The sequence below is a fragment of the Xenorhabdus szentirmaii DSM 16338 genome (assembly GCF_002632585.1).
GTDB lineage: Bacteria > Pseudomonadota > Gammaproteobacteria > Enterobacterales > Enterobacteriaceae > Xenorhabdus > Xenorhabdus szentirmaii.
In genome coordinates this window covers 102,331-129,129 of record NZ_NIBV01000001.1, presented here as the reverse complement: position 1 = coordinate 129,129, position 26,799 = coordinate 102,331, and the positions used below count along the sequence as shown (strand labels likewise).

Sequence of the window (26,799 nt, the reverse complement as noted above, 5' to 3'; positions counted from 1 at the left end):
AGCTTAAAATAAAATTATAACCAATTGAAAAATAATGAATAATAACTTCTGATTGTGTTGGGTAGTAATCACAACTTGGCCATTTTTGTAATATTTATCCATCGTTATATCTTCATCAACTCAATGAATGTTGAAAAAACGCATTTAAACAAAAATTCAAGAAAGGAATACTCCTTCAAAGCAATAAGTAATGTGTTCGTTTAAAATGGCTAACAGAGATATATTTATATTTTTGTGGAGAGAATGTTTTCTTTGAGAAGTTATTTTTAGCGGTTTATTCATTGCCTGTTCCTCCCCAAAGCGGTTTTTGGTGTTCACCAAGGCTTTGTGTTTGGAACAGGCACTTCATTAATTTCTTATCAAGATATAAGGCTACTTAGCCAAGTATTTCTCGATACTGTTTTGGATACCAGCTGCATCCAAGCCTAAATCAGCATGCAGTTCTTGCTGTGTTCCTTGTGGGATAAAATAGTCCGGTAAGCCAAGGTTCAATACAGGAACTGGCTGTTTTTCCTGCATCAGAAGTTCGTTCACACCACTTCCTGCTCCGCCCATAATGGCATTTTCTTCCAAAGTGACCAGCAAATCGTGGCTGGCTGCCATTTCAAGCGTCAGTTCTTTATCCAGTGGTTTGACAAAACGCATGTCAATAACCGTTGCATTCAGATTCTCAGCCGCTTGTAGTGCGTAAGGAAGCAAGGTACCAAAGTTCAGGATCGCAATTTTTTCTCCCTTCCGACGGATCAGGCCTTTGCCAATTGGCAATGCTTCCAGTGGTTGAAGCGCCTCACCTGTTCCTGCGCCGCGCGGGTAACGGACGGCTGTAGGGCCGGATTGATAATGATGCCCGGTGTGCAGCATTTGGCGACACTCGTTTTCATCGCTGGGTGCCATAATAACCAGATTCGGGATACAGCGCAGGAACGAGAGATCAAATGCGCCTTGGTGGGTTTGCCCATCTGAGCCGACAATGCCGCCACGATCGATGGCAAATAACACGGGCAAGTTCTGGATGGCGATATCGTGGATCACCTGATCATAACCGCGTTGCAAGAAGGTGGAGTAGATGGCGACAATCGGTTTGTAGCCACCAATAGCCAAGCCCGCGGCGAAGGTGACGGAATGCTGCTCAGCAATCGCGACATCAAAATATTGCTCAGGATATTCACGGGAGAAGCGTACCATGCCAGAACCTTCCCGCATGGCAGGCGTAATTGCCATCAGTTTTTTGTCCTGGGCGGCTTCTTCACATAGCCAGTCACCGAAGATCTTAGAAAAGGTTGGGCGGGTATCTGCACTTTTGGGAAGCGAGCCGGTGGCCGGATCGAATTTTGGTACGGCATGCCAGCTGATGGGATCTTTTTCCGCAGGCGCATAGCCACGGCCTTTTTTGGTCATGATATGCAAGAACTGTGGCCCTTTCAGTTCCCGCATATTTTTCAAGGTTTGGGTTAATGCGAGTACGTCATGACCATCAATGGGGCCAATGTAGTTAAAACCGAGCTCTTCAAACAATGTTCCGGGAACAACCATGCCCTTGAGGTGCTCTTCGGTTTTTTTCAGCAACTCTTTGATAGGGGGAAGGTTAGAGAAGACTTTTTTGCCGCCTTCACGCAAGGTGGTATAAAGTTTGCCGGATAGCAGTTGTGCCAGATGATTATTCAATGCCCCGACGTTTTCAGAAATGGACATTTCATTGTCATTGAGGATCACCAGCATATCGGGATCGATATCTCCCGCGTGGTTCATCGCTTCGAAAGCCATGCCGGCGGTGATGGCGCCATCACCGATGACACAGACTGTTTTGCGGCCTTTGTTTTCATGCTTTGCCGCGATTGCCATGCCTAAACCCGCGCTGATTGAGGTGGATGAGTGACCGACACACAAGGTGTCATATTCACTTTCATCCCGCCACGGAAAAGGGTGAAGCCCGTTCTTTTGACGAATGGTATTAATGCGGTCGCGGCGTCCAGTCAAAATTTTGTGTGGATAAGCTTGGTGACCAACATCCCAGACTAAATTGTCAAAAGGGGTTTTATAAACATAGTGAAGTGCGACAGTCAGCTCGATTGTGCCAAGTCCGGAAGCAAAGTGACCACTGGAACGGCTAACACTGTTCAGCAAAAATTGACGCAGTTCATCGCATAACTTTGGCAAAGTGTCTTTAGGTAGCAGGCGAAGCTCTTCTGGGGTTTCTGCCAATGCCAATGTTGGATATTTCGCTATATCAATGCTCATGCTATGCCTGTATAAAATGCTATATACCCTTTATCTTGAAATCTGGTGGGTATACCCGTCTTAAGTTGAATATTAAGAACCCGTTATTATCGAAGTGTAATTTCTGGGTTCATCCCATGAGATACATTTATTGATTATTGGGTTTATATAATTGATGCTACACCAAAGTGGTATTTAACCCTTTTGTCTTTCAAGCGGCAGATTTGCGGGTTGCCGGGCAAATGCTTTCCCTTATCACCGCGCTGTCACTTGTCATCCATGGGGTATATACCTGTTGTTTTGCAAATTTCAGCTGATTTTTTCAGCTATTTCTTTCAATAATGAAACCAGCCAGTCTTTTTAACGTCGTGGTGTTATACGATTTTTTATCCAGCTCTGCGAGTGCTGCTATTGCTTCTTCGTACAGATCTCTGGCTTTTTGCTGGGCTTGTTCCAATCCCAGCAGGGCAGGGTAAGTGTTTTTGCCAAGCTGTTGATCGTTACCCTGACGTTTACCAATAATTTCAGTATTGCCAATGACATCTAGAATATCATCATGTACCTGAAATGCGAGGCCGATGGCTTGAGTATATTGATCCAGCAACGGTATCACGTCATGACCACGTTGCCCGGCACTGTAAGCACCCAGTCTGGCAGCTGCACGTATTAATGCCCCGGTTTTGTGCTGGTGAATTTGTTCCAGAGCGTCAAGATCGATTTGTTTACCCTCGGCTTGCAAATCCAATGACTGACCGCCGCACATGCCGGCAAAGCCGCTGGCACTTGCCAGTTCTGCAATCATAGTGAGACGGTCCGATAAAGCGACATCAGGCATGTCTTGTTTAGCCAGAAGCTCAAAGGCCAGTGACTGTAATGCGTCTCCCGCTAAGATGGCCTGACTTTCGCCAAATTTTATATGACAAGTCGGTTGACCACGACGTAAATCGTCATTATCCATTGCCGGTAAGTCATCATGAATCAGTGAATAAGCATGGATACATTCCAGCGCAAGGGCTGCGGCATCAAGGCTCTTTCGGGAAAGGCCAAACAATTCGCCTACACTGTAAACTAAAAATGGGCGCAGCCGTTTTCCGCCCAATATAGCCCCATGCTGCATTGCTATGCCTAATGGACTGTCTAAAAAGGGTAATGAAGAGAATATTTCTATCAGTTTGCCATTGATATGTTGTTGGCAGTTGATCAGCATCTCTTCAAAAGGAATTTCATATTGTTCAGGCATAAATTTACTCAGATTCAGACGAAAATTCATCAAGTGATGACTGTGCATCATGGTTCAATAAAATCTGTACTCGCTGTTCCGCCTGCTGAAGCGTTTTTTGCCCTTGTCTTGCAAGCTGAATACCACGTTCAAATTCATTGAGTGCATCTTCTAGTGGGAGTTCCCCTGATTCCAGCCGAATAACAATGTCTTCCAGCTCTTTCAGAGAAGTTTCAAATGCTGGGGCCTGTCCGGTTTCTGATGTTTGATTTGCTTTAGACATAATGACTTAACTTATGGTTATTTAACGAATTACAGCAAAGCAAGTTCGTTGCAGAATTGCAGAGTACCCTACTACACCAAGAAAAATAAATCATGTGTTACCGCTGTTTTTTTACAGGCGATATAATGAGATGATGTTATACTCTGCGACCTATCCAACTGAACACTTATGAATCATCATTGATATTGTTTGTGATGGTTCAACATTGAATGACTACTATATCTTACTATGAAGTTTATCATTAAATTATTCCCAGAAATTACGATCAAGAGTCAGACCGTCCGATTACGCTTTATTAAAATACTTGCCAGCAATATTCGCAACGTACTTAAAACACTTGGAGAGGGCATTGCTGTTGTTCGCCATTGGGATAATATCGAAGTTCGGGTTAAAGATGATAATCTCGGTGCAGAAATTTGTGATGCACTGACACGTATTCCGGGAATTCATCATATCCTGCAAGTAGAAGAGCGAGATTTTCGTGACTTGCATCATATCTTTGAACAAACTTTTGAAACGTATGGCCATTTATTGCATGGCAAAACGTTTTGTGTCCGGGCGAAGCGTCGTGGAAAACACAGTTTTACCTCCAACGAAGTTGAGCGCTATGTTGGCGGTGGTCTGAACCAGCATATTGAATCCGCCAAAGTAAAACTGACCAAACCCGATGTGACGGTAAATTTGGAAATTGATCAGGATACACTGATTCTGGTCAAGGCCCGTCATGAAGGCATTGGCGGGTTTCCAATCGGGACTCAGGAAGATGTGTTGTCGCTGATTTCCGGGGGATTTGACTCCGGTGTATCCAGCTATATGCTGATGCGCCGTGGCTGCCGTGTGCATTACTGCTTCTTTAATCTGGGTGGTTCTGCCCATGAAATCGGCGTGAAACAGGTTGCGCATTATTTGTGGAATCGGTTTGGCAGCTCGCATAAAGTTCGGTTTGTTGCCGTTGATTTTGAACCTGTCGTCGCTGAGATTTTAGAAAAAATTGATGATGGTCAGATGGGGGTTGTACTGAAACGTATGATGGTTCGGGCATCATCCCAAATTGCTGAGCGTTACGGGGTTCAGGCCATTGTCACTGGTGAAGCGTTGGGGCAGGTATCCAGCCAGACTCTGACGAACCTGAGATTGATTGATAATGCCTCTGATACGTTGATCCTCCGTCCTCTGATTTCTCATGATAAAGAACACATCATTAAGTTGGCCCGTGAGATCGGTACAGAGGATTTCGCTCGTACTATGCCAGAATTCTGTGGTGTGATTTCCAAAAGCCCGACAGTCAAAGCAGTTAAAGCCAAAATCGAAGCTGAAGAGAGCAATTTTGATTTCGAGATCTTGGATCGCGTTGTCAGGGAAGCTAAGAATCTGGATATTCGTGAGATTGCAGAGCAGGCGAGTGAACAGGTGGTCGAAGTCGAAACGGTCACTGAATTTGCTGCGGATAATGTGCTGTTGGATATTCGATCTCCCGACGAGCAAGATGATCGTCCGTTAAGTATGGATGGTGTTGAGATCCATTCGTTGCCTTTCTATAAATTGGGTACTCAGTTTGGTGATCTGCCAAAAGAGAAAACCTATTTACTCTATTGTGAACGTGGCGTGATGAGCCGTTTACAAGCTCTGTATCTGCGTGAGCAGGGTTTTAAAAATGTGAAGGTTTATCGCCCATAATTTGAAACAAAAATATCGGGCCACTTACGCTGGAATAATAAGCGGCCCGGTATTTGATGAGGCGATTACTGAAGATTTTGGTAATTATTCACACCGGGAGGTAAAACAAGTTGAGCTGCAACTTCTGCCGCTTTTTCTTTCCCCTCCAGCAGTTCAATCAGCTTCAGGGCAAAATCAAAAGCTGTGGCAGGCCCCTGACTCGTCAATAAATTAACCCTTTCATCGAAGTAGACGCGTTTATCGATCCATTTCTCGGGGGCAATTTTATCCCGCATACTCGGGTAGCCAGTCATATTTCCGACAGGGAAAAGTTGGTGATGCTCCAGTACAACTGCGGGAGATGCGCAGATGGCTGCGATGATTTTCCCTTGGCTTTGTGCGATACGGATTTTTTCTACTACTAATAGGCTGTCACGAAAACATTCTGCACCTTTTATGCCACCGGGTAGGATAATAGCATCGAATTCTTCGTCAACGACATTCACCAAAGGAACATCAGCAACGATTTTAACGCCACGTGAGCAAATCAAGGTGAGGTTTCCATCGGCTTCGGTACTGGCAATGGTCACATTAATTCCGGCTCTGACAAGCAAATCAATGGTAGTTACCGCTTCTGTTTCTTCACTGCCGTGGGCCAGAAAAATGAGGGCTGAAGCACTCATATTCTTCCTCCTTACGTTTAATTTTTTGATAAACAATCGTATTTTCTGAAATTGTCAGTCCATGGATACGAGCTTTGCGTATTAAAAAACCGGTAATGTAGTCAATTTCTGTGTGTCTTTGTGCCTGTATATCTTGCAGCATAGATGAATAGTTTTCAGATGATTGTTCAATCACATTCATGACGTAATTAATGAGAGCCTGTTTGGTTGTATGGATACCTTCATGTTTCATAACATCATGTATTTCATGACACAATTGCTGAATTTGCTGATAGTGGTTTTTTAATTCACCATTTTTACAATCATATATGGCGGTGAGTGGGTTAATGACGCAATTGACAGCCAGCTTCATCCAGCTGACAGGATATATTTCATTATGCCATGCAACATCAGGCAAGGCATTGTGCAAAATATCAGCTAATCCGCTGAGGTTATCTGCATTCGGTGTCAGTGAGCCAATATGAGTGATGCCCTGTGCTTTGTGATACACAAGGTCATTTTGTTGATAGGCACCTTGCGTGGTAACACCCAGTAAGAGAGGATTAGGCAATGGTAGAAATTCGTCTCGTGCTCCCATCCCATTCTGTATCAACAAAATGGGGCAACGAGGTGACATTTTAGGGGTAAGTTCATTAATGGCATCTGAAGTTTGCCATGCTTTTAAGCACACAAGGAGTAACTCGCTTTCAGCGAGATGTTTTTCATCATTAGCCAGAATTGGTTGATGAAATAATGTTTCCTTGCCATTAAGATTTTCTATCTGGACAGAGATAGATGGTTGCGGAACTCTAAGCCATCCCTGAATTCTATGCCCTTGCTGGAATAATGCAGCAAGCCACAATTTACCGATAGCGCCGCAGCCAAGAACGGTTATTTTCATATCTCCTCCTTGAAGGACACTTTCATGAGTAAACCTCGGTTTGTCTTTATAACGCAGAATGGTCACAAAACCGGATAAATTTTCACAGTTCACTCAGGCTCCTGAGTATAGATCTTTTGCCAATAATGGAAAGCGGTTATCATGCCGATTTGTTGATTAGCTGGAGGTGACAGGTAATGCCATCATTTGATATTGTTTCAGAAGTTGATATGCAGGAAGTACGTAATGCGGTCGAAAACGCACAGAGAGAATTAACCAACCGTTGGGATTTTCGTAATGTCAGCGCAAGTTTTGAATTAAACGAAAAGAATGAGTCCGTCAAAATAGCGAGTGAATCTGATTTTCAGGTCAATCAATTAGTTGATATTCTTCGTGAAAAATTCTCTAAGCGTGGAATTGATGGCTCAGTGCTTAATATTCCTGAAAATATGGTTCATAGTGGTAAAACATACAGTGTAGAAGCGACGCTGCTGCAAGGTATTGATACGCCATTAGCTAAAAAAATTGTGAAGCTCATTAAAGACAGCAAGCTGAAAGTGCAGGCTCAGATCCAGGGTGAGCAAGTTCGGGTAACAGGTAAAGCGCGTGATGATTTGCAAAGTGTTATCTCATTGGTTCGTGGGGCAGAATTAGGCCAGCCTTTCCAGTTCACTAATTTCCGCGATTAATGACAGTAGTTTTTAATACTGCTTTTCAAATCAGGACTGAAAAATCAGAAGCTATAGATTTATTCAGTAGGAGAGGGGAAACTCCCCTCTCTTTAATTTGTTTCTTATTCATTAATCTTATTCAGATTAATTAGTGTATCTGTATTGTATGAAATGGTGTTTTTTATTTGATTTTTCATGTGCTTTGAATTAAATGTAATGACTAAATATATAAAGTTATTATATTTTAATTGCAGTTTTTTATTTTGTTTTTCTTATGGTATGTGTTTCATAACATACTAATTATAAATGATGATGTATTAAATGAAAACGATGTCAGTTAAATTGTTTTTTGAAGTTGTAAGGTCAGACATGTAATTCTAATTTTAATTTTAAAAAGGAAAGTATATGTCAAAGATAACAAAACCAGACAAACTGACATGTGAATCATATTGTTTAGATCGTTTTAATCCGGCAACTGAAACAACAAAGTTCAGTTATACCTCAGGAAGGGTTGCTCTGCCCGTCTATAATAAATATAACGTTAAAAATAAACCTAAAGTAATAGGTTATTATACCGATTGGTCTCAATATGACGGACGGTTGCAAGGTCATCAACTTCCTCAGGCCCGTGGGAGGGGAATTGATCTACAGCATTTGTTAGACAATCCTTTTGCCTATGATAAGTTGATTATCGGCTTTTGTGGAATACTCGGTGACAAAGGTGATAAAGGCCATGTTATTTCTCTGGCTGCTCCAAAATTCGGCCGGCACAGTAAAGGTGAAGTGACATTTACTGATGAATGGGGAGATTGTCAATCTTACGTTAACTGTACTTTCCCAGTCTGGAAAGATATTAAAATGCCCAGAGACTTCAATCAAGAGAAGTCCATGGGTGTATTGGGGGGATTGGCGAAAGTACAGAGTGCCGCAAAAGCAATGGGTCATGATCTGGCGATATCATTCAGTGTTGGTGGGTGGACCATGAGTAATGGATTTTACAAAATGGTCAGAGATAACCAATTAAAATCCAGATTTATTTCCAGCCTGTTGGATATTTTTAAGCGTTTCCCGATGTTTACTGAAGTCGATATCGATTGGGAATATCCCGGAGCACCCGGAAATAGTAATCCATATGATGATGAAGATGGCAACTATTATATTAGTTTGATCCGGGATTTATCCGCAGAATTCAAGAAAGCAGGGCGATCTGATATTAAAATAAGTATCGCTTGCTCGGCAGTTCCTGACATTATGGCGAAATCGAAAATACCTGAATTATTAAATGCAGGGCTATACGGCATTAACGTCATGACGTACGATTTTTTTGGAACTCCATGGGCAAATAAATTGATGCATCATACCAATCTTCGCCGTTATCCTGATAGTGAAAATAGTGTGGAGAAAGCCGTTGAGTATCTATTGAGTGTAGGTGTTCCATCTCAGGCGATTAATATTGGTTATGCAGGATATTCTCGTAATGCAAAACAAGCGGATATAACGAGTTATTCTCCCTTATCAGGCAGCTATTCTTCGGGAATAAATACGACAACCGGAACATTTGAGTCAGGTACAACGGAATGGTATGACACAATATATAATTATCTTGATTTAGAGTCTCAAACAGATAGAAATTATTTTACGCTTTATACTGATGAAACAGCAGATGCAGATTATCTGTATAATCCGTATAACAAACTATTTTTATCAATCGATACACCACGTACAGTAAAAGCGAAAACAAAATATGTGTTGGAAAAAAATCTGGGTGGAATTTTTACCTGGACAGCGGACCAAGACAATGGGTTATTGCTGAATGCCGCTCGTGAAGGCCTGGAATGCCCATTATTGATTAGGAAGATCGATATGGAACCTTTTTATTACAAAGGAAAAACAAATAAATAATACGCTTTAATGCCAGAAAGTACGGTATTGGTAAGATGGCCTATTACCGTACTTTCTGGGAAGCCTTACAGCAGAGCAGTTACTGATGCGATAGTATAATTTTCTCTAATTGTTCCCGATTGGTTAATTTAGTGTCGACCTTGATGTACGCGCTGAATTCTTCTGGTGCGATGGAAACTTCTTTTATACCGGGTTGTGCCAAGATATCTTTTTTCAATAGATCAGGATCACTCAATTGATTAGGTAAAGTAATTCTGATGCTGCTGACATATGGGGGCTGCCGTAATGTCAGGCTGAGAATAAACCAAAATGCTGTCAGTACGATGCCTCCCATGAAGACCAACGCTGCCCCCTGTAATTCATAGAGCATCCCACCAAGAAAACCGCCTAAAGCAACTCCAAGGAATTGGCTGGTCGAATAGATGCCCATGGCGGTACCTTTATAGCCAGCAGGGGCTTCCTTACTGATAAGTGAAGGTAAAATAGCTTCCAGTATATTAAATGCAAGGAAGAAGATTTGAATGCCGATAAAAATGCCCCAAAGATGTGACTCTTGTGACCATAAGACAGTCTCAGCAGCAAATAGCATAGCAATGCAAAGTAAAAACACCTGTTTCATGCGGCGTTTAGTTTCTGCATAAATAATAAAAGGTAAAACAGCAACAAACGAGATAAGTGTGGTAATTAAATACACTTTCCAGTGTTTTTCTGGAGGAAAACCGACTTTCTCCATGATGAGGGGGAGGGCAACAAAACTCGACATCAATAAAGTATGCAGGCTAAGAATCCCGAAGTTGAGTTTCAATAATTGGGGATTAGAGAGGACATGCTTGAAGCTGCCTCGGACGATCCCTGATTCACGGTTCAGCACATGTTTATGGGTATTTGGTACAGCAAATAATGTGATTAAAATTCCACAGCCTGCGAAGATGGCAATTGCGCTAAATAGACCATTTAAACCAATTTTGTGAGTAATAATAGGGCCAACAACAATAGCAAAAGCAAATGTAATGCCAAAGCTGATGCCAATAAATGCCATGGCTTTTGTACGATTCTGTTCTCGGGTCAGGTCAGAAAGCAGAGCCATGATTGCCGCTGATATTGCTCCCGCACCTTGCAAGGCACGCCCGATGATGATCCCCCATATGGAATCACTTAAGGCGGCAATGATACTGCCTAATGCGAAAATAAGCAGCCCGCCGATAATTAAAGGTTTTCGACCAATTTTATCTGAAAGTAGCCCAAATGGAATTTGGAATATTGCTTGTGTTAAACCGTAGATACCAATGGCGATCCCTATTAGTGCTTCGGTTGCATCATGCAATTCCAAGCCATAGGTCGTCAGAACGGGCAGGACCATGAACATGCCTAACATGCGCAGAGAGAAAACAGAGCCTAAGCCCCATGTCGCTCGAAGTTCAAGCGGGGTCATTTTATTATCGTTCATGGATACCTCAAAAAATCTGATATGACATTCCACTCGGATGGAGGCAAACGACAAATGTGTCTGTCACCGTCAGTTGTCATTGAATAGAGATAAGAGAAAGGAAAATATGACAGGCCGAGGCCTGCCATAGGATATTACCAGACGTAAGTCAGAAGGCTTTCTGGTGATGCTGATGAATCTACAGACATCATCACGCTCAATGACATAATAGCGATGATAGAAAACATAAATAACTTACGGGCCCAAATACGATCATCAGAGGTTTTATAACCTGATAATGCCATACCCAGCCACCAGAGACTGACTACTGCTGCTACGACGAGGTATTTATAACCGGCATAGCCACTGATAGTCAGCATCAGGGTAGCAACCATAAAGGCCAGAATGTACAAAGTGATGTGGTTTTTCGCGACGGAAATACCTTTAATCACCGGCAATACTGGAATATTGGCGGCCTGATAATCTTTGAACCGAAAAATAGCAATGGCGTAAGAGTGAGGCATTTGCCACAAGCTGAAGATCAGCAATAAGATCAGCGCACCTGCATCAAAATGCCCTGTTACTGCGCAGTAGCCAATAACGGGAGGAGCTGCACCTGACAAGCTACCAACCAGCGTGCCATAAACAGATTTCCTTTTCATGTAGAGGCTATAAACCCCGACATAAATGATAAATCCGATAAACGCTAACCACATTGCTAAGGCATTGGCTGCTACATAGAGCAGCACCATGCCAGCAATACCTAACACTGAGGCGTAAATCAGGCTGATTTTCGGATCGATAAGCCCTTTCACAAGGACCCTTTCTTTCGTTCTTTCCATGATACAGTCGATATCGCGGTCGATATAGTTGTTGAATACACAACCTGATGCTACCACCAGCGATACCCCGACCATCGTTGCAAAGAATAAGGGGTAATCTATTACTCCCTTGGAAGCGAGTAGAAAACCACCAATCACAGAAATTAGATTTCCGAAAATAATTCCTGGTTTGGTCACTTGCAGGTATTGCTTAATCATGCAACTCAACCCTTAATCAACCATCATATTGATGTTCAGGTTGTACATAATCCACAGGGAGCCAACAACTACGATAGCGATGACGAGTAATGTGAATAATAAAGCAACGAGATTCCAACGCTCTTCAGACGAAGTATTCATATGCAGGAAGCAGATGAAATGAACAAAGATCTGAACAACAGCCATTGCGATTACTGTTAACAGGATGGTGCTGTGCGAAGCGGTGTTTTCCATTACCATCCAGAATGGGATCACGGTCAGTATAACTGACAGTACAAAACCAATCATGTAGGTTTTGAAACTACCGTGGCTGGCGCCAGTATGAGAAGTATTTGGATGACTCATCACATCGCTCCCATCAGATAAACGACAGTAAATACACAGATCCATACAACGTCTAAGAAGTGCCAGAACAAGCTCAGGCAGTTAAGACGAGTACGGTTCACCTCGGTTAAACCACGGCGTGCAACCTGAACCATCAGAACGATAATCCAAATCAGGCCGAAGGTGACGTGTAAGCCGTGCGTCGCAACCAGTGCAAAGAAAGAAGACAGGAATGCACTACGATCCGGACCAAAACCTTCAGAAATCAGTTTATGGAATTCATAGACTTCCATTGAAACGAAGCCCAGGCCAAGCAAGAAGGTAATGAACAGCCACAGGTTGACCTGAGCAGCTTTACCTTTATTCATGCACAGCATGGCGAAACCATAGGTAATACTACTGAACAACAGTAAGAAGGTTTCGACCAAAACAAAAGGCAGTTCAAAAATCTCTTTACCTGTTGGGCCGCCAGCAGTGCCGTTAACCAGCACTGCATAGGTAGCGAACAGACTTGCAAACAGAACCAAGTCACTCATCAGGTAGATCCAGAAACCAAATACTTTGTTGGCTCCTGCATCGTGATGCCCATGATCATCATGGGCGGCTGTATTATTAAGGGTTTGAGTCGACATTATTTCACACCTGCCTTTCTCAGTTCTTCGTAACGCTGATTTTCAACTTTCTCGACTTCAGCTACTGGGACGTAGTAATCAACATTTTCATCGAAGCTTTTCACGATGCAGCTGATAACGATACCAGCAAAGCTGCCAATAGCCATCCACCAGATATGCCAGATCAAAGCAAAGCCTAATATCAGACAGAATGCACTGATGACCACGCCAGCTGCGGTATTTCTAGGCATATGAATCTCTTCATATTTAGCAGGGCGCTTATATTCGATACCTTTTTCTTTCATATCCCACCACGCATCACGAGTCTGAATGTGTGGAACTTCAGCAAAGTTATAGAATGGAGGCGGAGATGAAGTTGACCATTCCAGAGTACGAGCACCCCATGGATCACCTGTCAAGTCACGGTTTTGTTCACGGTCACGGATACTGACGTAGAACTGGATAACCTGGCACAGAATGCCTAAAGCAATCAAGACGACACCACCTGCTGCAACAACCAGCAATGGGTGGAATTCTGGGTTGATATTTTGGCTCAGGCGACGGGTCATACCCATGAAGCCAAGCGCGTATAGCGGCATAAAGGCAACGAAGAAACCCGTGATCCAGAACCAAAATGCACGAACACCCCATTTTTCGTTCAGGGTGAAACCAAACGCTTTCGGGAACCAGTAAGTTGTACCTGCGAAGCAACCGAATACCACACCGCCGATGATGACGTTATGGAAGTGAGCAATCAGGAACAAACTGTTGTGCAGAACGAAGTTTGCACCCGGTACTGCCAGCAGAACACCTGTCATACCACCAATGGAGAAAGTGACCAGGAAGCCAACCGTCCACAGCATTGGGGTTTTGAATTCGATGCGACCACGATACATGGTGAACAACCAGTTGAAGATCTTAACCCCGGTTGGGATAGAGATAATCATCGTGGCGATACCAAAGAAAGCGTTGACGTTCGCGCCGGAACCCATGGTAAAGAAGTGGTGCAACCATACGATGAACGACAGGATAGTGATAACGATTGTCGCCCACACCAGTGAGGTATAACCAAACAGGCGTTTTTTCGAGAATGTTGCAGTAACTTCAGAGAAGATACCAAAGACAGGCAGGACCAGAATATAAACTTCAGGGTGACCCCAAGCCCAAATCAGGTTGATGTACATCATCATGTTGCCGCCCATATCGTTGGTAAAGAAATGGGTGCCCAGATAACGGTCCAGAGTTAACAGTGCAATAGTCACTGTTAAGATTGGGAATGCAGCGATGATAAGTACGTTGGTGCACAATGAAGCCCATGTAAAGACAGGCAGTTTCATCATGGACATGCCTGGCGCACGCATGCGCAGGATGGTCACGAAGAAGTTAACACCTGTCAGCAATGTTCCGACACCGGAAAGCTGTAGACTCCATATCCAGTAATCGACCCCTACCCCCGGATTGTACTCCAGACCGGACAGAGGCGGATACGCCAACCAACCTGTTTGTGCGAATTCACCAATTCCCAGAGAAATGTTGATCAGTGCGACACCGACAACAAACAGCCAGAAGCTTAAAGAGTTCAAGAATGGGAAGGCAACGTCGCGCGCACCGATTTGCAGCGGAACAACGATGTTCATCAGACCGACAACAAAAGGCATCGCCATGAAGAAAATCATGATAACGCCGTGAGCGGTAAAGATCTGATCATAATGGTGCGGAGGCAGGAAGCCTGCATCATCGATACCTGCGGAAGCAATAGCTTGCTGTCCACGCATCATGATGGCATCAGCAAAGCCACGAAGCATCATGACCATAGCAACGACGATGTACATGACACCAATTTTTTTATGGTCAACGCTGGTTAACCATTCACTCCAGAGCCATTTCCATTTACGGAAATAGGTTAAGGTGCCAACAACGGCCAGCCCCCCAAGCAGAATCCCAAGCAATGTCACCACAATAATGGGTTCATGCAATGGGATTGCATCCAGTGTTAATTTTCCCCACATGCCTTTATTCCTCAACACCTGCATGAGCCGGCTGACTCATATGCATATTATGACCCGTAGCTTCACCATGTTCTGTTTTACTATGGCTTGGTACACCAAACATACCACCATGGCCCATTTCACCCATGAATTTGGCGATATCTTCTTGGAACAGATTTGGTTTCACTGTTTTGAAGTGCTCAACAGGATTGTTTTCGCTAGGTTTAGCCAACGCATTGAATTTTTCTGTGGTATCCAGGGATTTCTCAGATGCTTGTACTTTCTTCACCCAATTTTCAAAATCTGCGCGATTTTCAGTTGCGGTTGCCGTGAATTTCATGCCTGAGAAGCCATGACCACTGTAACTTGCTGAGAAGCCATCGTATTTGCCCGCAGAATTAGCAATTAAGTGCAGTTTGGTTTGCATACCTGGCATTGCATAAATCTGACCACCTAACTGTGGGATGAAGAATGAGTTCATCACAGAGTCTGAAGTGATCTTGAAGTTAATTGGCACATCTTTAGGGAATACGACTTCATTGACGGTTGCAATACCCTGTTCCGGATAGATAAACAGCCATTTCCAATCAAGGGAAATCACTTCTATCGTGACCGGTTTTACATCACTGTCCAATGGCTTATATGGATCGAGTTCATGGGTCGTTTTCCATGTAATGCTCGCCAGGACGATGATAATCAGGATAGGCACAGTCCAGACCACAAGCTCAATTTTATTTGAGTGTGCCCAGTTCGGACGGTAAGTTGCAGATTTATTGGCTTCTCGGTAACGAACAGCAAAAATAATTGCCATTACGATAGCCGGAATAACAACGATCAGCATCAAGCCAAACGCAGTTAGTATCAGCGTTTTTTGCTCAGCGCCGATCGCCCCTTTGGGATTCATCAATACCATATCGCAACCACTTAGCATTAAAGTGGCTGCGAGTAGTGACGATAACCCAATAGTTTTTTTGTATTTCATAAGTCTCATTGAGCGACCCCAGATAACAAAAGCTTTATTGTCGTTTCATCAGTGCGGGCATTCTACGGTATGGTTACCGGAGTGTAAACAATTGTAATGGAAGCGGATAGCTTGTGGGCCTTTTATGCTAGAGGGATCACATGTGATATGAAATTTAACAAAACATTAATCTCATGCCATTATTTGTATAGAAAAAACAAAAAACGCAATTTTTTTAATATAACTGTTTATTTTTAAATGCTAAATCTTGATTAAAATCAAGGAAAATATTGCTGTGATAAGCTGTTTTTTAACAGGGAGAGTTATTCTTTATCAGTATTAATGGGCGGCCAGAGGCCACCCATTAACCAAATTAGTTATTAGAAGTTATATTTTATACTATAAACAATACCATCCTGTAGGAAATCTTCTCCCAATTTATTATTTGCGTAGCGGTATTGAATTCCTGTGGTAAAGGAAGGATGTATATTCCACCATAACGCAATTGCACCGTTGACGCCGTCACGCCCGCCGTTGCCATAACGTTTATTTCGGTTCAATTCGATTTCATTCCAGTTTGTTACGCTGAATTTTTGTTCCCAAAGGCTAAAGTCATATCCAGCGACCCAACCTACGACATAACCGTTATTTCCGGAGTAGAAAGTTTGGTCAACATAATGAAGGGCAACGAAAGGTTTGAACCACACATCAGCAATACTGGTGTTATAGCCCAATCCATAGAGTGTGTTGACTTCATGGAAGTTGCCACCATTAGCTTTACCTGGCAGTGAATAGGTTCCGTAAACATGACCATAAAGGTTGAAACCTGTCTCACCCAGATAGAAACGTCCTGTTGTTTTGAAGGTGTAACGTTGGTTATCACCAGGTTGTGCTGTTTTACTGTTAAATGGATTTTCTAAATCAGCGAAACCATATAGTTCCCCCCAACTGAACCCTGCACCACCTTCTAACTCCAGATAGGCAAAATCATCTTTATGGGACGTTTGTCCGGTTTTGTGGGTGGTGTGTTTGTTCCAGTCAAGGTAGTTCATGCTGACATTAGCAAAGCCCCACTGATATTCCGCACAAGCGGAAGCAGAAACTAAAGCAGTAGCAGCTGCTGTGAGTGTAAAAATATGTCTTTTCATAAATTCCCTTTATATGGCTTTAAGGTGATTAACGATATTTCGTATAGTTTGAAATAAAATGTGTTCGAATAATAATAGTTGTTAGTGTGAATATAAATAATCACACATTGGAAAAGATGTTTTTCAAGTCACATAATCCTGTTTTTTTATTTTTCTTGTGATATTTATCACTAAAAAACACACTAGAAGACTGAACTTTTCCAGTCCTCCGTGAATGTTTATTGTTTCGGACGCCGATTAATTTCGTTTTAATTCATGCAAAGCTAAATAATCAAGTAAGGCTCCCAGAAGAAAGCCAAGGATAGCAATGGCTATACTCAATAAAAAAATGGGGAATATAGCTTCCTGAAGATACTCAACTGGCATGAAATGACTTAATGGGATGAGTATCAGGCGACTCATTAAGTAAATTATGAAGGTGATAATGGCAATCAATAACATGCGTGAGACTAATGTGTAATGAGATTTAAAGCGTGTTTTGGGGGTAAAAGTCCCTTTTTTTTGCATGTCTTCGAGAGTATTGCGACAAATAAGTAGAAGTAAAAGGCCTGGTATACCTGCCGCTATGCTGATCAGATATAACTCTGGCCAGCCATATTTTTCGGCAATCCATCCGGCAGCCGGGCCGACATAAACCCGGCCAACTGATGACAGCGCAGTAAGGAGGGCAAATTGAGTGGCCGAAAAAGATTTATTACACAGGGCCATCAGTAGGGCAACAAACGCTGCCGTTCCCATGCCACCACAGATATTCTCCAGAAAAATAATCCCCCCCATCAGGTAAATATCTTTAGGGGTGACGGAAAGTAACCAATATCCAAAATTTGAAACGGTTTGCAGGATGCCAAATAACATTAATGCACGGAACAGGCTCCATTGACTCATCAGATAGCCACCGTATAAAGCCCCTACAATGGTCGCTGCCAGTCCCAATGTTTTATTGATCATACCGACTTCAGAGAGACTGAAGCCAACGCCGTTAAGCAGAAAAGTTGTACTCAGAGAAAGCGCAAAGGCATCTGATAGTTTATAAAATATAATTAACAGCAGAATAAGCCAGGCATTGTTACGACTGAAAAAATCAGAAAAAGGTTCAATGACAGCCTGACGCAGTGTTTTTGGTGGAGCACTGGCAATCTTGGGTTCTTTGGCAATGAGAGTGGCATGAACACAAAGCAACATGAACCCAGCCATAATCCAGTATACTTTTTGCCAGCCAATGTGATCCGCCATCCATAAGGCCAAACCGCCAGAAACAAGCATGGCCAAACGATAGCCCGTAACGGAAACCGCAGCGCCAGTTCCTCTTTCTTCCTGCCTCAGCAAATCCGTTTTATAGGCGTCAAAAATAATGTCCTGGGAGGCTGAAAAAAAGGTAACGGCAACAGCGAGCGCTGCAAGCCACCACAAATGCTGAGAAGGTTGAAGGAAACTCATTGCAAGGATACTCACAATAAGCAGAAGCTGGGTAATGAGGATCCAACCCCGGCGACGCCCTAAATATGGGGGCGCATAACTGTCCATGGTAGGGGCCCAAAAAAACTTAAAAACATAAGCCTGACCAACCAGTGTGAAAAACCCGATAGTTTTGATATCAATGTTTTCAGTATTCATCCATGCCTGTAACGTTCCCGCCGTCAGTGCCAGAGGCAGACCAGAAGAAAAGCCAAGTAATAGAAGAACATAATAACTGTGCAGTGAAGATAAATTAAAAAAACGAAAATTGGTCATGGGCCTCCCAAAAACTTTCTGCATGTTGTCATCATCAGGCAGAAAGTTTATTTACTATCCGGTTAGCGGACGTTTTGCTTGATAAAGGTATTGATTGATGCATCCTGAGCCATATCTGCGATGATATCGGATAAGACAGTATTTACTGCATCAGCTATTTTTGCATTTGTTGCACTCAGCGGTCCTTGGACATTGTAGCTTGTACGATAGTTTTTGGTTTGTTTGCTACCATCTTTCATATAAACAACAATTGATATTTCTGCTTTTGCAAAAATATCATGACGCAAGCTTCCTTCTTTCACATTAGCATGAAGCTGGTTCACAATGATTTGCAAATTGGCATCGGAAGGAGAACCAATCATATAGCCCCGGGCTACCATTTGCTTTTCCAGTACTTCTTGCAGTAAAAAACGTAAATCGCGGGAAGGAACTAAGGTGACTAAACGTGCATCACGATTAACCTGAGCCAAAGCTTGAGATTGGCGGTGGTCAACCCCACTAATGTTGATGGTGATTGCTTTCATTGTCGGATCGACGGGTGGCAAAGTCATTTTGGGCTGAATTGCCAATGTATTGCCTGAATCTGCACAACCGGATAAGACTGTTAGAAAGAAAAACGTCATCAATGGAATGAATATTTTTTTTAGCATGTTAAGTTTCTCAATTCAAGATTAGGGGTACCCGATATACTGATACCGGTATTATTAGCGGTTGTAATCATAACATCGCCATTGGTGGTGTCATATCCCTACTGATTGAAATATAGGGAAAAATACTTAAAGCAAATTCTGTTAAAGGGGTTTGATTCTCCTAGTGTTATAACTTACGAAAAATAAATACAGAATATATCATGCGGTCAATAAACAACCTTTGGTGGTTAAGGAGAATGAGATGGTTCGTCAGGAAATAGAAATAAAGTTACAGGCGGCATTTAAGCCTTCTCATCTGGAAGTGATCGATGAAAGTTATCGTCACAATGTGCCTGCGGGTTCTGAAAGCCATTTTAAAGTGATCATAATAAGTAATGACTTCGTTGAACAAAAAATGATTAGTCGCCACCGCTCAGTGTATGGTGTTTTGGCTAAGGAGTTGGAAGAAGGGGTGCATGCTTTGGCTCTCCATACTTATACAGAAAAGGAATGGGTAGGGCTGAAAGATAGTGTTTTAGCTTCACCGGCATGCCGCAACGGGAGTCATACAACGTAATTTTATGATGGTTTCAGACTGATTTACTAAGAGGGCTGTCCGGGGCTATTTTATGTATTGAGATCTAATAGTTGGATGTCAGCTTTTAGGCCGTATTTTTGTCGGTTCACCGGGTATCAGCAGCGCTGTGAAGTCGTCATCGAGTAACATTTATCACATAAGTTGACGAATTCCGCATGCTTTTGTCTGCAATTCTCGACTCATACTGTCTACGTCGCTATAATGCTGCGTCTAAATTTTTAGAATGGTTTCGGGACGCTTCTGATCACAGGGATTCTCGGTTTTTAAATGCGACCGCCCCGGTTCTTAAAGAGTACTGCAATCAGCTTATTTTAAGTATTGTGGTCATTCTGAAGTTGACCGAGCACTATGATTTTTTTGAGGTAACAAGATGCAAGTTTCTGTTGAAACCACTCAAGGCCTTGGGCGTCGTGTGTCAATCACCGTTCCTGCTGCCGATATCGAAAAAGCAGTTAGCAGTGAATTGGTTAATGTAGCAAAGAAAGTTCGTATTGACGGCTTCCGTAAAGGCAAAGTGCCAATGAAGATCGTTCAGCAGCGTTACGGCGCTTCTGTTCTTCAGGATGTTCTGGGTGATTTGATGCAACGCAATTTCATCAATGCGATCATTGAGCAGAAAATCAATCCGGCAGGCGCACCAAGCTATAAGCCAGAACAGTTTAAAGAAGGTGAAGACTTCACTTACGCAGTTGAGTTCGAAGTTTATCCGGAAATTGAACTGAAAGGTCTGGAAGAAATCGAAGTTGAAAAACCTGTTGTTGACGTGAAAGATTCAGACGTTGACACGATGCTGGATACACTGCGTAAACAGCAGGCAAACTGGAAAGAAACTGATGAAGCAGCAACAGCGGAAGATCGCGTAACTGTTGACTTCACTGGTTCTATTGATGGTGAAGAGTTCGAAGGCGGCAAATCAACTGATTTCGTTCTGGCAATGGGCCAGGGCCGCATGATCCCTGGTTTTGAAGAGGGTGTTGTTGGTCAAAAAGCCGGCGAAGAATTCACGATTGATGTGACTTTCCCAGAAGATTACCATGCAGAAAACCTGAAAGGTAAAGCGGCGAAGTTTGCTATCAACCTGAAGAAAGTTGAACAGCGTGAACTGCCAGAACTGACTGAAGAGTTCATCCAGCGTTTCGGCATTGCTGATGGTACTGTTGAAGGTCTGCGTGCCGAAGTTCGTAAGAACATGGAACGTGAGCTGAAAAATGCAGTTCGTAACCGTATCAAAACTCAGGTTCTTGATGGTCTGGTTAAAGCTAACGAAGTTGATGTTCCTGCGGCAGTTGTTGATGGTGAAATCGATGTACTTCGCCGTCAGGCAGCTCAGCGTTTTGGCGGCAATGAGAAACAAGCTCTGGAACTGCCACGTGAACTGTTCGAAGAGCAGGCTAAGCGTCGTGTTATCGTTGGCTTGCTGTTAGGTGAAGTTATCAGCAGCAATGAGCTGAAAGTTGACGAAGATCGCGTTAATGCGCTGATTGAAGAAATGGCTTCAGCTTACGAAGATCCAAAAGAAGTTGTTGAATACTATAGCAAAAACAAAGAGATGATGAACAACATTCGCAACATTGCTCTGGAAGAGCAGGCTGTTGAACTTGTTCTGAGCAAAGCAAAAGTTTCTGAAAAAGAGACTGGCTTCAATGATCTTATGAACCAAAATCAAATGGCATAAGTTTCATTTATTGATTGTTTGAGATGATGAAATCTCACTCTCAATAGAAGTGAACCCGCAGGCTATGCTTGCGGGTTTTTTGTTGTTCTTGAAAAAAACAGATTTAACCTCATATCCTTTCTTACTATTATGTAAGAGCTTACTACTTTTTAAAGGGGGAAAAGCCCCTTGTTAGTTAACTTTGGATCATGGTCATCATCGCTTATCTCAAGTAGAATCAGTTATGAATGGCACCAGCGTGAGTTCTATTAGGAGACGGAAATGTCATACAGTGGCAAGCAAGATCAATATGCACCTAACATGTCTTTGGTGCCGATGGTGGTTGAACAAACAGCGCGTGGAGAACGTGCATTTGATATTTACTCCCGCTTATTAAAAGATCGTATTATTTTTCTGACGGGCCAAGTTGAAGATCATATGGCGAACTTGATTGTCGCCCAAATGTTATTCTTGGAAGCAGAAAACCCAGAAAAAGATATTCATTTATATATCAACTCTCCGGGTGGGGTTATTACGGCTGGGATGTCTATTTATGACACAATGCAGTTTATCAAACCGGATGTGAGTACTATTTGTATGGGACAAGCCTGTTCAATGGGCTCATTCCTGCTGGCCGCTGGGGCAGAAGGCAAGCGTTTCTGCCTGCCAAACTCCAGGGTCATGATTCATCAGCCGTTAGGAGGTTTCCAGGGGCAGGCAACGGATATTCAAATCCATGCTCAGGAAATACTCAAGGTTAAAGCTCGTATGAACGAGTTGATGGCAAAACATACTGGGCAACCACTTGATAAGATTATTGAGGATACCGAGCGTGACCGCTTCTTATCAGCTGCGGAAGCCGTAGAATATGGGCTGGTTGATAGCATATTCACCCAGCGCAACTAATTATTGACAATTACTTTATTACTCCGATAAAACCCTGTTTAGGGCATTTATTGTGTTGATGTCTGATTGGGCGGAGTAATAACAGCGTTTTCCTGTTATGCCAGATATGCTGGGATAACAGCTCATAAAGTGAGGTTGACTGATGACAGATAAGCGCAAAGACGGTTCAGGAAAGCTGCTGTATTGCTCTTTCTGCGGGAAAAGCCAACATGAAGTGCGGAAATTAATAGCTGGCCCGTCAGTGTATATCTGCGATGAATGTGTCGATTTATGTAATGACATCATTCGCGAAGAAATTAAAGAGCTGCTACCACATCGTGAGCGCAGTACATTGCCTACTCCTCATGAAATTCGTCAACATCTGGATGATTATGTCATTGGTCAGGAAACGGCGAAAAAAGTGTTGGCGGTAGCAGTTTATAACCATTATAAAAGATTACGTAATGGTGATACCAACAACGGTGTGGAATTGGGCAAAAGCAATATTTTGCTAATTGGCCCGACAGGTAGCGGTAAAACTCTGCTTGCTGAAACACTGGCTCGTTATTTAGACGTACCATTTACTATGGCTGACGCCACAACATTGACTGAAGCCGGTTATGTTGGGGAAGACGTAGAAAATATTATCCAGAAACTGTTGCAGAAATGTGATTACGATGTGCAAAAAGCACAACGTGGTATTGTGTATATTGATGAAATAGATAAGATTTCTCGCAAATCTGACAATCCGTCAATTACTCGTGATGTTTCGGGTGAAGGTGTTCAACAGGCTCTGCTTAAACTGATTGAAGGCACCATTGCAGCCGTTCCTCCCCAAGGGGGCCGTAAACATCCACAGCAGGAATTTTTGCAAGTCGATACGTCTAAGATTCTGTTTATCTGTGGTGGTGCATTTGCTGGTCTGGACAAAGTTGTCAGTCAGCGTTTGAATGTCACTTCAGGCATTGGCTTTAGTGCTACGGTTAAGGGTGAATCGGAGAAGGCAACAGAAGGTGAATTACTGGCTCAAGTTGAACCAGAAGATTTGATCAAATTTGGTCTCATACCTGAATTCATTGGTCGTCTGCCTGTTGTAGCAACATTAACTGAGCTGAGTGAAGAAGCATTAATTCAGATTTTGCAAGAACCAAAGAATGCACTGACCAAACAGTATCAGGCCTTGTTTAATCTTGAAGGTGTTGAGCTGGAGTTCAGAAAAGAAGCTTTGACAGCTATCGCTAAAAAAGCAATGGCGCGTAAAACGGGTGCTCGTGGTCTTCGTTCGATTGTTGAAGGTGTCTTGCTGGATACGATGTATGACCTGCCATCAATGGAACACGTAGAGAAAGTTGTCGTTGATGAAACGGTTGTTGAAGAGAAATCCGCACCATTATTGATATATAGCAAACCGGATGCTCAAGTTTCTGGTGAGTGAAGAAAGTAGGGTAGGAAATACCGACTATCAATATGCGTCGAGAAAATAAATGAGGGATTCTCCCTCATTTTGTTTTTTGCCGTTATAGGCTATTGAATGTCTGATTCCTGTCCCCATATATTTTATATTCTGTGAAGTGAAACTCGTGAAAAAACGTGTTTCACGAGATTCCTAAAAACTGGCGAAAGCTGTACCCAATAGATTTCAAGCTGCATCAAAGTAACAAGTGAGTGAATCCCTAAAAGCATAACTAACTATGCCATTGGAAGGAATGAGCTCAGTCAACAAAGCTGCGATTTGAAAGTTGAAGGGTATAAACGAAGAGAGAGCTCTATGAATCCTGAGCGTTCTGAACGCATAGAAATCCCTGTATTGCCTTTGCGCGATGTAGTGGTTTACCCACATATGGTGATCCCTCTGTTTGTTGGGCGTGAGAAGTCGATTCATTGCCTGGAAGCAGCAATGGACCATGACAAAAAAGTCATGTTGGTAGCGCAAAAAGAAGCATCCACTGATGAACCGGGAGTCAATGATCTTTTCTCCGTAGGTACAGTAGCTTCTGTTTTACAGATGTTAAAATTGCCGGATGGCACAGTAAAAGTTTTAGTTGAAGGTATGCAGCGTGCTCGCATTACTACCTTGACAGATAACGGTGAGTATTTTTATGCGCAGGTTGAATGCCTTGAATCCCCTGATATTGATGAGCGTGAGCAAGAAGTTCTGGTAAGAACCGCCATCAATCAGTTTGAGGGTTATGTCAAACTGAACAAAAAGATCCCTCCGGAGGTATTGACGTCGTTGCACAGCATCGACGACGTAGCAAAACTGGCAGATACCATTGCCGCGCACATGCCTTTAAAAATCAACGATAAACAGACAGTGTTAGAAATGTCTGATGTTGTTGAACGCATTGAATATCTGATTGCAATGATGGAATCAGAAATTGATTTGCTACAGGTAGAAAAGCGTATTCGCAATCGCGTTAAAAAACAGATGGAAAAAAGCCAGCGTGAGTACTACCTGAATGAGCAAATGAAAGCGATTCAAAAAGAATTGGGTGAGATGGATGATGCGCCTGATGAATATGAAACGCTGAAACGCAAAATTGAAGACGCAAAAATGCCTAAAGAGGCACGCGAAAAAGCAGAAGCTGAATTGCAGAAATTAAAAATGATGTCTCCGATGTCAGCTGAAGCGACAGTCGTTCGTAGCTATATTGACTGGATGGTACAAGTTCCTTGGGTCGCGCGTAGCAAGGTAAAAAAAGATTTGGTCAAGGCTCAGGAAATACTGGATATAGACCATTATGGATTGGAGCGTGTCAAGGATCGTATTCTGGAATATCTTGCAGTACAAAGCCGTGTCAGCAAAATCAAGGGGCCGATACTTTGTCTGGTAGGGCCGCCGGGTGTGGGTAAAACCTCATTGGGCCGTTCGATTGCACGTGCAACTGGCCGAAAATATGTACGCATGGCGTTGGGCGGCGTACGCGATGAAGCTGAGATTCGTGGACATCGCCGTACTTATATCGGTTCAATGCCGGGCAAATTGATCCAGAAAATGTCCAAAATTGGGGTTAAGAACCCGCTGTTCCTGTTGGATGAAATTGATAAAATGTCATCTGACATGCGTGGTGATCCTGCTTCTGCTTTACTGGAAGTACTTGATCCTGAACAAAACGTAGCATTCAACGATCACTACCTCGAAGTAGATTACGATCTGTCTGATGTTATGTTTGTGGCAACATCTAACTCCATGAATATTCCCGCGCCTTTGCTGGATCGTATGGAGGTTATTCGTCTGTCGGGCTATACCGAAGATGAAAAACTGAATATCGCCAAACGCCACCTGTTGCCAAAACAGATCGAACGTAATGCCCTGAAAAAAGGCGAATTGACCATAGATGACGGCGCAATTATCGGCATTATCCGTTATTACACCCGAGAAGCGGGTGTTCGTAGTCTAGAGCGTGAAATCTCTAAATTGTGCCGCAAAGCCGTCAAAGCGTTGTTGATGGATAAAACGATTAAGCACATCGAAATTAATGCTGACAATCTGAAAGATTATCTTGGTGTGCAGCGTGTGGATTATGGTCGCGCTGATACCGAAAACCGTGTTGGTCAGGTGACGGGCCTTGCGTGGACAGAAGTGGGTGGTGATCTACTCACCATTGAAACAGCCAGTGTACCAGGTAAGGGCAAATTGACTTATACCGGTTCATTGGGCGAAGTGATGCAGGAATCGATCCAAGCGGCACTAACTGTTGTACGCGCTCGTGCAGGTAAATTGGCAATCAACTCTGATTTTCATGAAAAGCGGGATATTCACGTTCACGTGCCTGAAGGGGCGACACCAAAAGATGGCCCGAGCGCAGGCATTGCAATGTGCACAGCATTAGTTTCCTGCCTGACCGGAAATCCGGTTCGTGCAGATGTTGCTATGACAGGCGAAATAACCTTGCGTGGTTTGGTCCTGCCAATTGGTGGCTTGAAAGAAAAACTGCTGGCGGCACATCGCGGTGGAATTAAAACAGTCATTATTCCAGATGAAAATAAACGTGATTTGGAAGAAATCCCTCAAAATATCATCCAAGATTTAGAGATCCATCCTGTTAAACGCATAGAAGATGTTTTGTCTATTGCTTTGCAGGATCCGGCATTTGGGGCAGAAGCAATCTCACTCAGGTAGTACAAAAATAGTGAGCTGAATCAAAAACTGTGTCTAAAGTTTAGGTTGGTAAGTAAATTCAGACTTGCCAACCTTTTTTGTGACATTAAGTTAGCTTAATCTAATTATCTGATTAAATATTTTGCTGTTCCATGATTTCTTGCTAATACTGGAAAGGATTGATATGACGGTATAACGGTCGTGTTATCCGT

The 26,799-nt window shown here is 42.9% G+C and carries 22 protein-coding genes; 8 read left to right on the top strand and 14 right to left on the bottom strand.

Annotation, left to right across the window (positions count from 1 at the left end; genetic code table 11):
- Positions 1-372: 372 nt before the first annotated feature.
- The 3 genes from dxs to xseB form a co-directional block, all read right to left on the bottom strand.
- Positions 373-2,238 (bottom strand): 1-deoxy-D-xylulose-5-phosphate synthase, encoded by a 1,866-nt coding sequence (gene dxs / locus Xsze_RS00670; protein WP_038238468.1) that lies wholly within the window; start codon positions 2,236-2,238, stop codon positions 373-375.
- 301 nt (positions 2,239-2,539) lie between these two features.
- Complete coding sequence (ispA, locus tag Xsze_RS00665) at positions 2,540-3,457, bottom strand: (2E,6E)-farnesyl diphosphate synthase (RefSeq protein WP_038238466.1); 918 nt, start codon at positions 3,455-3,457, stop codon at positions 2,540-2,542.
- A gap of 4 nt (positions 3,458-3,461) precedes the next feature.
- Positions 3,462-3,719: an exodeoxyribonuclease VII small subunit gene (xseB, locus tag Xsze_RS00660; RefSeq protein ID WP_038238464.1), complete on the bottom strand. Its 258-nt coding sequence runs from the start codon at positions 3,717-3,719 to the stop codon at positions 3,462-3,464.
- A 228-nt stretch (positions 3,720-3,947) separates the two neighbouring features.
- On the opposite strand from xseB, the gene thiI reads away from it, so the two are divergent.
- Positions 3,948-5,396 (top strand): tRNA uracil 4-sulfurtransferase ThiI, encoded by a 1,449-nt coding sequence (gene thiI / locus Xsze_RS00655; protein WP_038238462.1) that lies wholly within the window; start codon positions 3,948-3,950, stop codon positions 5,394-5,396.
- 65 nt (positions 5,397-5,461) lie between these two features.
- On the opposite strand, the gene yajL is transcribed toward thiI, so the two are convergent.
- Positions 5,462-6,058 carry a protein deglycase YajL gene (gene yajL, locus Xsze_RS00650; RefSeq protein WP_038238460.1) on the bottom strand — a complete coding sequence of 199 codons (597 nt, stop codon included), beginning with the start codon at positions 6,056-6,058 and terminating at the stop codon, positions 5,462-5,464.
- Positions 6,018-6,938 carry a 2-dehydropantoate 2-reductase gene (panE, locus tag Xsze_RS00645; protein ID WP_038238664.1) on the bottom strand — a complete coding sequence of 307 codons (921 nt, stop codon included), beginning with the start codon at positions 6,936-6,938 and terminating at the stop codon, positions 6,018-6,020. Before panE ends, yajL begins: the two co-directional genes overlap by 41 nt.
- A gap of 176 nt (positions 6,939-7,114) precedes the next feature.
- Here panE and Xsze_RS00640 point away from each other — a divergent pair, with 176 nt between their 5' ends.
- The gene (locus Xsze_RS00640; protein ID WP_038238457.1) at positions 7,115-7,606 is read left to right on the top strand and encodes a YajQ family cyclic di-GMP-binding protein; all 492 of its coding nucleotides are present in this window, start codon (positions 7,115-7,117) and stop codon (positions 7,604-7,606) included.
- A gap of 387 nt (positions 7,607-7,993) precedes the next feature.
- Positions 7,994-9,490, top strand: coding sequence for a glycoside hydrolase family 18 protein (locus Xsze_RS00635; RefSeq protein WP_038238453.1), 1,497 nt, complete (start codon positions 7,994-7,996; stop codon positions 9,488-9,490).
- 79 nt (positions 9,491-9,569) lie between these two features.
- Here the strand turns inward: Xsze_RS00635 and Xsze_RS00630 are convergent, their stop codons facing one another.
- From Xsze_RS00630 to Xsze_RS00590, 9 genes are all read right to left on the bottom strand, one after another.
- Complete coding sequence (locus tag Xsze_RS00630) at positions 9,570-10,937, bottom strand: MFS transporter (protein WP_038238450.1); 1,368 nt, start codon at positions 10,935-10,937, stop codon at positions 9,570-9,572.
- Between the two features lie 134 nt (positions 10,938-11,071).
- A complete protein-coding gene (cyoE, locus tag Xsze_RS00625) occupies positions 11,072-11,956 on the bottom strand; it encodes a heme o synthase (RefSeq protein WP_038238447.1) in 885 nt (294 codons plus the stop codon).
- A 12-nt stretch (positions 11,957-11,968) separates the two neighbouring features.
- On the bottom strand, positions 11,969-12,301 hold the full coding sequence (locus Xsze_RS00620) for a cytochrome o ubiquinol oxidase subunit IV (protein WP_038238444.1): 333 nt from the start codon (positions 12,299-12,301) through the stop codon (positions 11,969-11,971).
- A complete protein-coding gene (locus tag Xsze_RS00615; protein WP_038238441.1) occupies positions 12,301-12,912 on the bottom strand; it encodes a cytochrome o ubiquinol oxidase subunit III in 612 nt (203 codons plus the stop codon). The genes Xsze_RS00620 and Xsze_RS00615 overlap by 1 nt, the downstream gene beginning before the upstream one ends.
- Positions 12,912-14,900 carry a cytochrome o ubiquinol oxidase subunit I gene (gene cyoB, locus Xsze_RS00610; protein ID WP_038238439.1) on the bottom strand — a complete coding sequence of 663 codons (1,989 nt, stop codon included), beginning with the start codon at positions 14,898-14,900 and terminating at the stop codon, positions 12,912-12,914. Before cyoB ends, Xsze_RS00615 begins: the two co-directional genes overlap by 1 nt.
- Positions 14,901-14,904: 4 nt before the next feature.
- On the bottom strand, positions 14,905-15,870 hold the full coding sequence (cyoA, locus tag Xsze_RS00605; RefSeq protein ID WP_038238436.1) for a cytochrome o ubiquinol oxidase subunit II: 966 nt from the start codon (positions 15,868-15,870) through the stop codon (positions 14,905-14,907).
- Between the two features lie 350 nt (positions 15,871-16,220).
- Entirely contained in the window at positions 16,221-16,988 is a 768-nt protein-coding gene (locus Xsze_RS00600) for a nucleoside-specific channel-forming Tsx family protein (RefSeq protein ID WP_038238434.1), read from the bottom strand.
- A 237-nt stretch (positions 16,989-17,225) separates the two neighbouring features.
- Positions 17,226-18,719, bottom strand: a complete 1,494-nt coding sequence (ampG, locus tag Xsze_RS00595; protein WP_038238432.1) for a muropeptide MFS transporter AmpG — start codon at positions 18,717-18,719, stop codon at positions 17,226-17,228.
- A gap of 62 nt (positions 18,720-18,781) precedes the next feature.
- Complete coding sequence (locus tag Xsze_RS00590; protein ID WP_038238430.1) at positions 18,782-19,369, bottom strand: lipoprotein; 588 nt, start codon at positions 19,367-19,369, stop codon at positions 18,782-18,784.
- A gap of 241 nt (positions 19,370-19,610) precedes the next feature.
- On the opposite strand from Xsze_RS00590, the gene bolA reads away from it, so the two are divergent.
- From bolA to lon, 5 genes are all read left to right on the top strand, one after another.
- Positions 19,611-19,925, top strand: coding sequence for a transcriptional regulator BolA (gene bolA / locus Xsze_RS00585; protein ID WP_038238428.1), 315 nt, complete (start codon positions 19,611-19,613; stop codon positions 19,923-19,925).
- 391 nt (positions 19,926-20,316) lie between these two features.
- Complete coding sequence (gene tig, locus Xsze_RS00580; RefSeq protein ID WP_038238426.1) at positions 20,317-21,621, top strand: trigger factor; 1,305 nt, start codon at positions 20,317-20,319, stop codon at positions 21,619-21,621.
- 261 nt (positions 21,622-21,882) lie between these two features.
- Entirely contained in the window at positions 21,883-22,506 is a 624-nt protein-coding gene (clpP, locus tag Xsze_RS00575) for an ATP-dependent Clp endopeptidase proteolytic subunit ClpP (protein WP_038238424.1), read from the top strand.
- 142 nt (positions 22,507-22,648) lie between these two features.
- The gene (gene clpX / locus Xsze_RS00570) at positions 22,649-23,920 is read left to right on the top strand and encodes an ATP-dependent protease ATP-binding subunit ClpX (RefSeq protein WP_038238422.1); all 1,272 of its coding nucleotides are present in this window, start codon (positions 22,649-22,651) and stop codon (positions 23,918-23,920) included.
- A 333-nt stretch (positions 23,921-24,253) separates the two neighbouring features.
- Complete coding sequence (lon, locus tag Xsze_RS00565) at positions 24,254-26,608, top strand: endopeptidase La (RefSeq protein ID WP_038238420.1); 2,355 nt, start codon at positions 24,254-24,256, stop codon at positions 26,606-26,608.
- Positions 26,609-26,799 lie beyond the last annotated feature (191 nt).